Annotated in this window: 9 protein-coding genes and 1 pseudogene; 4 read left to right on the top strand and 6 right to left on the bottom strand. The window is 72.7% G+C overall.

Annotated elements, in window-relative coordinates; genetic code table 11:
- Positions 1 to 125 precede the first annotated feature (125 nt).
- Positions 126 to 815: an SDR family oxidoreductase gene (locus tag BM536_RS10560; RefSeq protein ID WP_073499474.1), complete on the bottom strand. Its 690-nt coding sequence runs from the start codon at positions 813 to 815 to the stop codon at positions 126 to 128.
- A gap of 26 nt (positions 816 to 841) precedes the next feature.
- Positions 842 to 1,381, bottom strand: a complete 540-nt coding sequence (locus BM536_RS10565) for an LOG family protein (RefSeq protein WP_073499476.1) — start codon at positions 1,379 to 1,381, stop codon at positions 842 to 844.
- A 50-nt stretch (positions 1,382 to 1,431) separates the two neighbouring features.
- On the opposite strand from BM536_RS10565, the gene BM536_RS10570 reads away from it, so the two are divergent.
- Both BM536_RS10570 and BM536_RS10575 read left to right on the top strand, forming a co-directional pair.
- Positions 1,432 to 1,755, top strand: a complete 324-nt coding sequence (locus tag BM536_RS10570) for a DUF427 domain-containing protein (protein ID WP_073499478.1) — start codon at positions 1,432 to 1,434, stop codon at positions 1,753 to 1,755.
- Positions 1,756 to 1,793: 38 nt separating this feature from the next.
- A complete protein-coding gene (locus BM536_RS10575) occupies positions 1,794 to 2,576 on the top strand; it encodes an alpha/beta fold hydrolase (RefSeq protein ID WP_094102839.1) in 783 nt (260 codons plus the stop codon).
- A 9-nt stretch (positions 2,577 to 2,585) separates the two neighbouring features.
- On the opposite strand, the gene mnmA is transcribed toward BM536_RS10575, so the two are convergent.
- On the bottom strand, positions 2,586 to 3,710 hold the full coding sequence (gene mnmA, locus BM536_RS10580) for a tRNA 2-thiouridine(34) synthase MnmA (RefSeq protein ID WP_073499479.1): 1,125 nt from the start codon (positions 3,708 to 3,710) through the stop codon (positions 2,586 to 2,588).
- 86 nt (positions 3,711 to 3,796) lie between these two features.
- Here mnmA and BM536_RS10585 point away from each other — a divergent pair, with 86 nt between their 5' ends.
- Positions 3,797 to 4,483 carry an N-acetylmuramoyl-L-alanine amidase gene (locus BM536_RS10585; RefSeq protein WP_094102840.1) on the top strand — a complete coding sequence of 229 codons (687 nt, stop codon included), beginning with the start codon at positions 3,797 to 3,799 and terminating at the stop codon, positions 4,481 to 4,483.
- A gap of 7 nt (positions 4,484 to 4,490) precedes the next feature.
- Here the strand turns inward: BM536_RS10585 and BM536_RS10590 are convergent.
- The 3 genes and pseudogenes from BM536_RS10590 to BM536_RS10600 all read right to left on the bottom strand — a co-directional run bounded on the left by BM536_RS10590 (position 4,491) and on the right by BM536_RS10600 (position 6,261).
- Positions 4,491 to 5,659: pseudogene (locus BM536_RS10590) on the bottom strand (cysteine desulfurase family protein).
- 150 nt (positions 5,660 to 5,809) lie between these two features.
- Positions 5,810 to 6,076: a DUF4190 domain-containing protein gene (locus BM536_RS10595; protein WP_073499483.1), complete on the bottom strand. Its 267-nt coding sequence runs from the start codon at positions 6,074 to 6,076 to the stop codon at positions 5,810 to 5,812.
- Positions 6,077 to 6,093: 17 nt separating this feature from the next.
- Entirely contained in the window at positions 6,094 to 6,261 is a 168-nt protein-coding gene (locus BM536_RS10600) for a hypothetical protein (RefSeq protein WP_094102841.1), read from the bottom strand.
- Between the two features lie 145 nt (positions 6,262 to 6,406).
- Here BM536_RS10600 and BM536_RS10605 point away from each other — a divergent pair, with 145 nt between their 5' ends.
- Complete coding sequence (locus BM536_RS10605) at positions 6,407 to 7,054, top strand: TetR family transcriptional regulator (RefSeq protein ID WP_073499485.1); 648 nt, start codon at positions 6,407 to 6,409, stop codon at positions 7,052 to 7,054.
- Positions 7,055 to 7,306 lie beyond the last annotated feature (252 nt).

Consider the following 7,306-nt stretch of genomic DNA (forward strand, 5'->3'; position numbering starts at 1 on the left):
CCCCGGCCAGGCAGTTCAGCCCGTCCGGCGCTTGAGGACGAGGCGCGGAGCGCCGACAGGGGGTCTGGGGGCGCAGCCCCCAGGGACGGGCAGGGCAGGGGCGGCGGGGGCGAAAAAGGCACCCGCTACCGCCCCGGCCGCACCGTCAGGTCGTTGACCTCCGCGTCCCGCGGCAGATCGACCGCCATGAGGATCGTCGTCGCGACCGACTCGGGATCGATCCACTCGGCGGGGTCGTAGGACTTCCCCTCCTGCTGATGAACCCTGGCCTGCATCGGGCTGGCCGTACGCCCGGGATACACGGAGGTCACCCGCACCCCGTTCCCGTGCTCCTCCGCGCGCAACGCGTCCGCCAACGCCTTGAGCCCGTGCTTGGACGCCGCGTACGCCGCCCAGTCCGCACTGGCCCGCAGCCCCGCCCCGGAGTTGACGAACACCACGTGCCCACGAGCCGCCCGCAGCTGCGGCAGGAAGTGCCGCGTCAGCTCGGCGGGAGCGATCAGGTTGACGTTGAGCTGATGCCGCCACGACTTGGGCGTCAGCTCGCCGACGGGCCCGAGATCGACCACCCCGGCGATGTGCAGCAGCGAGTCGATCCGCTCCGGCAACGACTGGTGCGAGAAGGCCCAGCTGAGCTTGTCGGGGTCCGCGAGGTCGCCGACCAGCGTCCGCGCCCCCGGGAACTCCGCCGCCAGTTCCTTCGCACGCCCCGCGTCCCGCGCGTGCAGCACGATGTCGTCCCCGCGCGCGTGGAGCCGGCGGGCGACGGCCGCACCGATGCCGGAGCCCGCCCCGGTGATCACATGAGTAGCCATACCGCCATGCTCGCACCACCGCCGGCTCAGGCGACGCCCTGGCTCTCCTCCAGGTAGGCGAGCGCCCCGACCGGCTCCTCGGCGAAGAACACCAGGTCGGTGAGTGGCCGGGGCAGGAATCCCTCGGTGTCCATGCGCCGGAACTGCTCCTTGAGGCCGTCGTAGAAGCCGGCGGAGTTGAGCAGGACGACGGGCTTGTCGGTGTGGCCGTGCTTCTTCAGTTCCAGGATCTCGGTGGCCTCGTCCAGGGTGCCCGTACCGCCGACCATGATGACCACCGCGTCGGCCTTCTCCAGGAGCAGCCGCTTTCGTTCGGCGAGGTCGCGCGCGATGACCATCTCGTCGGCGCCGGGCCGCGCCTTGGCCGCGAGGAAGTCCACGGAGACCCCGCACAGCCGGCCGCCCGCCCGCTGCACGCCGTCGGCGACCACCTTCATCAGCCCGACGTCGGAGCCGCCCCACACCAGCGTGTGCCCGCCCTTGCCGAGGAGTTCGGCGAACTCACGGGCGGGGCGGGTGTAGCGGTCGTCGAGGTCGGCGGCGGAGAGGAAGACACAGATGCGCATGCGGCCACGGTACGCGGGAAGAACCGGCGGCCTCAGAGCGCTGTCCGGGTATGGCCGACGGACACACGATCACGATCGAGCAGGGCACCCAGCACGTACGGGTCGTCCACGGGGACCAGGTGCTGGCCGAGACGGACCGGCCCCTGATCCTCAGGGAGACCGGCTGCCCGGTGCGCTACTACCTCCCCGCCGAGGACGTACGCCTGGATCTCCTCACCCCCTCCGACACCCACACCTACTGCCCGTTCAAGGGCACGGCGTCCTACTGGTCGCTGCCGGACGCTCCCGACCTCGTGTGGGCGTATCCCGACCCGAAACCGGACGTCGAACGGATCAAGGACCACCTGTGCTTCTACGAAGCGGAAGTGTCGTAGGGCGATAAGTCCCGTGTCCTGGGGCAGTCTGCACAGGCATGGACAAGAAGACCCTTTCCCGCGACGGCACCTCCCTGGCGTACGCCCGTGCCGGGCAGGGCCCCGCGGTCATCCTGGTGAGCGGGGCGATGTCGACGGGCGGCACGGTGGCGCCCCTGGCCGGGCTCCTCGCCCCGCACTTCACCGCCTTCTGGTACGACCGCCGGGGCCGCGGCGAGAGCGGCGACACGGCGCCGTACGCGGTGGAGCGCGAGGTCGAGGACCTGGCGGCACTGATCGAGGCGGCGGGCGGCGAGGCGGCCCTCTACGGCGTCTCCTCGGGCGGCGCGCTGGCCCTCGAGGCGGCGGCCGCCGGGCTGCCGGTGAGCCGGGTGGCGGTGTACGAGACGCCGTTCGCGGACTTCTCCGAGGGTGGCGCCGAGGAACGCGCCGCGTACACCGAGCACCTGACGGAGGCCCTCGCGCGGGACCGCCGCGGAGACGCCGTGGAACTGTTCCTGCGCCTGACGGGCCTGGCCGAGGAGATGATCCGGAGCGCCCGCGAGTCCCCCATGTGGCCCGCGATGGAGAAGATCGCCCCCACGCTGGCCTACGACGACGCCGTGATGGGCGACGGCCTGGTCCCCCGGGAACGGCTGGCCTCGCTGGACGCACCGGTCCTGTCACTGGCCGGCTCGGCCAGCCCGGACTGGATGCGCCGGGCCGCCCGAGCGGTCGCGGAGGCCGTCCCCGAGGGCGCCTACCGGTTCCTGGAGGACCAGACCCACATGGTCGACCCGAACGTCCTGGCGCCGGTGCTCACCGAGTTCTTCACGCCGTAGGGCGGACGGTCACACGGCGGCGGTCTTCGCGCGCGTGGTGGAGGCGATCGTCGCCGAGCCCACCACGCGCGTGCCGTCGTACAGGACGATCGCCTGGCCGGGGGCGACGCCGCGGACCGGCTCGGTGAACGTGACCTCCAGGGTGCCGTCGACGAGTTCGGCCCTGACCTCGGTCTCGCCGCCGTGCGCGCGGAGCTGGGCGGTGTAGGTGCCGGGTCCGGCCGGGGCGACGCCGCACCAGCGGGGCTTGACGGCGGTGAGCGCGGTCACGTCCAGCGCCTCGACCGGGCCGACCGTCACCGTGTTGTTCACCGGTGAGATGTCGAGGACATAGCGCGGCTTGCCGTCGGCGGCCGGGGTGCCGATGCGCAGGCCCTTGCGCTGGCCGATGGTGAAGCCGTACGCGCCCTCGTGGCTGCCGATCCTGGCGCCGGTCTCGTCGACGATGTCCCCCTCCGCCTTGCCCAGCCGCTTGGCGAGGAAGCCCTGGGTGTCGCCGTCGGCGATGAAGCAGATGTCGTGCGAGTCGGGCTTCTTGGCGACCGCGAGGCCGCGGCGCTCGGCCTCCGCGCGGATCTCGTCCTTCGTCGTCACCGTGTCGCCGAGCGGGAAGAGGGCGTGGGCGAGCTGCCTCTCGTCCAGGACGCCGAGGACGTACGACTGGTCCTTGGCCATGTCGGAGGCGCGGTGCAGCTCGCGGCTGCCGTCCTCCCGGACGATCACTTGCGCGTAGTGGCCGGTGCACACGGCGTCGAAGCCGAGGGCCAGGGCCTTGTCCAGGAGCGCCGCGAACTTGATCTTCTCGTTGCAGCGCAGGCAGGGGTTGGGGGTGCGGCCCGCCTCGTACTCCGCGACGAAGTCGTCGACGACGTCCTCGCGGAAGCGGTCGGCCAGGTCCCAGACGTAGAACGGGATGCCGATGACGTCGGCGGCCCGGCGGGCGTCGCGGGAGTCCTCGATGGTGCAACAGCCCCGCGCGCCCGTGCGGAAGGACTGGGGGTTCGCGGAGAGTGCGAGGTGGACACCGGTGACGTCGTGGCCGGCTTCCGCGGCACGGGCGGCGGCGACGGCGGAGTCCACCCCGCCGGACATGGCGGCGAGGACGCGGAGGGGGCGCTGCGAGGTCTCAGTCATAACCCTTCCAGGGTACGGGGCGCCGGGAACCGCGGCCCGCGAGTATCCGTTGTGGATCTCGAGGGGCGAGGAAGGGCGGGGCGGAGATGGGTGCGGAGATGAGTGCAGGGGTGGGATCCGGGGCGCCGAAGAAGGACGCGGACCGGCGCATCGGGCGGCGTGCGCTGCTGGTCGGCGGGGCGGCCGCCGCGGTGGGCACGGGCGTGCTGGCGCGGGACGAGCTGGCGAAGCTGTGGTGGCGGATGCCGGGGGTGGAGAAGGCGCGGGTGGAAGGTGCGGTCGACTTCCGTGGCGCGCGGTGGCTGGCCGCCTCGACGGGCAACTTCCGCTGGGCGGACCGCCCCGACGACTACGGGGTGGACATGGTGGTCATCCATGTCACCCAGGGCAGTCTGGCGAGCGCGGTACAGGTCTTCCAGGACCCGGCCCACCGGGCGGCGGCCCACTACATCGTCGGCAAGGACGGCGGGATCACACAGATGATCCGCGAGCTGGACGTGGCGTACCACGCGGGCAACCGCTCGTACAACGAGCGCAGTATCGGCATAGAGCACGAGGGCTTCGTGGACCGCCCGAAGGACTTCACCGCCGCGATGTACGCCGCCTCCGCGCGACTGACGGCCGGGATCTGCCGGCGGTACGGCATACCCGTCGACCGCGAGCACATCATCGGGCACGTGGAGGTGCCGGGGACGGACCACACCGACCCCGGTGAACACTGGGACTGGGACCGCTACCTGCGGCTGGTGCGGGAGGCGCAGGCGACCGTCTGACTCCCGCTCAGGTGAGTCCGGCCGCCCGGGCCCGTTCCACGGCCGGTCCGATGGCCTTGGCGACCGCCTCGACGTCGGCCCGGGTGGAGGTGTGGCCGAGGGAGAAGCGGAGGGTGCCGCGGGCCAGGTCCGGGTCGGTCCCGGTGGCGAGCAGGACGTGGCTGGGCTGGGCGACTCCGGCGGTGCAGGCGGAGCCGGTGGAGCACTCGATGCCCTGAGCGTCCAGGAGCAGCAGCAGGGAGTCGCCCTCGCAGCCCGGGAAGGTGAAATGGGCGTTGGCCGGGAGGCGGCCCCCCGGTGCCGGGTCGCCGCCCAGGATCGCGTCCGGGACGGCCGTACGGACGGCGGTGACCAAGGTGTCGCGCAGGGCGCCGATCTCCCGGGCGAACCACTCGCGCTGTTCGGCCGCGAGGCGTCCGGCGACCGCGAAGGAGGCGATCGCGGGGACGTCGAGGGTGCCGGAGCGGACGTGCCGCTCCTGGCCGCCGCCGTGCAGGACGGGTACGGGGGTCTGGTCGCGGCCCAGGAGGAGGGCGCCGATGCCGTAGGGGCCGCCGATCTTGTGGCCGGAGACGGTCATGGCGGCGAGGCCGGAGGCGGCGAAGTCGACGGGGATCTGGCCGAAGGCCTGGACGGCGTCGGCGTGCACGGGCACGCCGAATTCGGCTGCCACGTCGGCGAGTTCGCGGACCGGCATGACCGTGCCGATCTCGTTGTTCGCCCACATGACCGTGGCGAGGGCCACATCGTCGGGGTTGCGGGCGACGGCCTCGCGCAGTGCGTCGGGGTGGACCCTGCCGTGGGCGTCCACCGGGAGGTACTCGACCGTCGCGCCCTCGTGCTCGCCCAGCCAGTGCACGGCGTCCAGGACGGCGTGGTGCTCGACGGGGCTGGCGAGGACGCGGGTGCGGGCGGGGTCGGCGTCGCGGCGGGACCAGTACAGGCCCTTCACCGCGAGGTTGTCGGCCTCGGTGCCGCCGGAGGTGAAGACGACCTCGCTGGGGCGGGCGCCGACGGCTTCCGCGAGGGTCTCGCGGGCCTCCTCGACCGTTCGGCGGCCTGGCGGCCGGCCGCGTGGAGGGAGGAGGCGTTGCCGGTGACGCCCAGGTGGGCGGTGAGTGCCTCTGCCGCCTCCGGAAGCATGGGGGTGGTCGCGGCGTGGTCGAGGTATGCCATGGTGAGCCGATTCTACGGCGCGGGCCCTCGCGCCCCGGGACCAGGTGACCCCGGGCGGTCGCCGGGCCGCGCGCCCTACGCCGTCCGCAACCGGGGTGGGTGGCGGGCCGCCCTGGGCGGCCGGCCGTGCCACCCTCCCCGCGAGCCCTCTCAGAAGCTCCAGGAGACGGTCGAGTCCGCCTGCATGAAGGCGGCCAGGACCAGGAGGTCGGCGATGCCCAGGGCGAGGCCCAGCGCGGCCCGGCCCCGGCGCTCGGTGCCGCGCCGGAGGGCGACCGTGGCCAGGACGATGGCGATCGGGCCGAGGAAGACGTTGAGGACCAGGAGGCCGACGAGGCCGAGGACGAAGGACGCGACGGCCATGCCGTCGGTGTCGCGGACGCCCGTGCGACTGGAGGCCGGTGCGGTGAGCTGCATGTCGATCGTTCCTTCCGTCAGTGGGTCGAGGTGTGGCGGCGGCGGCCGTGGCGCTCGCGCAGCGCGAAGACGCCGAGCCAGACGGCGATCACGGCGGCGGTGGCGAGGCTGAAGCCGAGCGGCGCGTGGGCCACGGTGCCCATGACGACGCCGAGCAGCAGGAGTGCGGCGACGAGGAACAGCATGGGATGAATCCCCTCCGGGACGGTTGTCGTGTCCGTCTCTCGTGACGTTCCGGTGAACAGTTGTAGTTACAGTTGTTCACTGACTCCGAAGTCTAACCCGTTGCCCGGCTTTGCAATTACGGAGAACAGTTGTTAACTGGATGACATGAGTCACACCCTCGGCATCCGGCAGGCCCAGAAGCAGAAGACCCGGCAGGCGCTCCTGGACGCCGCGTTGGGGCTGCTGGAGGACCAGAGCCTGAGCAGCCTGGGCCTGCGCGAGGTCACCCGCGCCGTCGGAGTCGCCCCGACCGCCTTCTACCGGCACTTCCGCTCCATCGCGGACCTGGGCGTGGCCCTGGTCGAGGAGGCGCTGGGCAGCCTGCACGCCATGATCCGGACCACGGTGACCACCGCCGAATCCAGCGACGTACGCATCGCGCGGGCCGTCGACCTGATCGCCCGTCACGTCAACGCGTACCCCGCGCACGTCCGTTTCATCGCCCGTGAGCGACATGGCGGGGTTCAGCCGGTCCGGGAGGCGATCCGGGACCAGCTCGGCCGGTTCGCCGAGGAGGTGAGGACGGAGCTGGCCAGGGATCCCGCGGCCGAGGGCTGGAGCGAGGACGACCTGCTGATGCTCTCGCACCTCTACGTCGACCAGATGCTCGTCACCGGTTCCCTCTTCCTGGAGGCCCGCGAGGCCCAGGAGTCCGGCAGGGCCTCGGCCGAGGACCTGGACCGCGTCGTCCGGCTCGCGACCCGCCAGATGCGGCTCATCAGCATCGGCCGCCGGCACTGGCTCGACCCCTGAGCCACGCGGGACCGGGCGACACGGCGAAGGGAGGGGCGGCCACTCGTCTGCGAGTGGCCGCCCCTCCCCCATGAACGCGCCGGGCCCGTCAGCCCTGTTGCCGCGCCTGCCGGGTCAGCCCTGCTGCGTCGGCTGCCCCTGGCCACCGCCCGGCCCGCCGCCACAACCGCCGCCGGTCCCGGTCCCAGTGCCGCCCGGTCCAGTCCCCGGTGCCAGCGCTGCCGGTCCCGGTGCCGCCGGTCGCGCTCCCAG

It is taken from the genome of Streptomyces phaeoluteigriseus (assembly GCF_001896135.2).
Classification (GTDB): Bacteria; Actinomycetota; Actinomycetes; order Streptomycetales; family Streptomycetaceae; genus Streptomyces; species Streptomyces phaeoluteigriseus.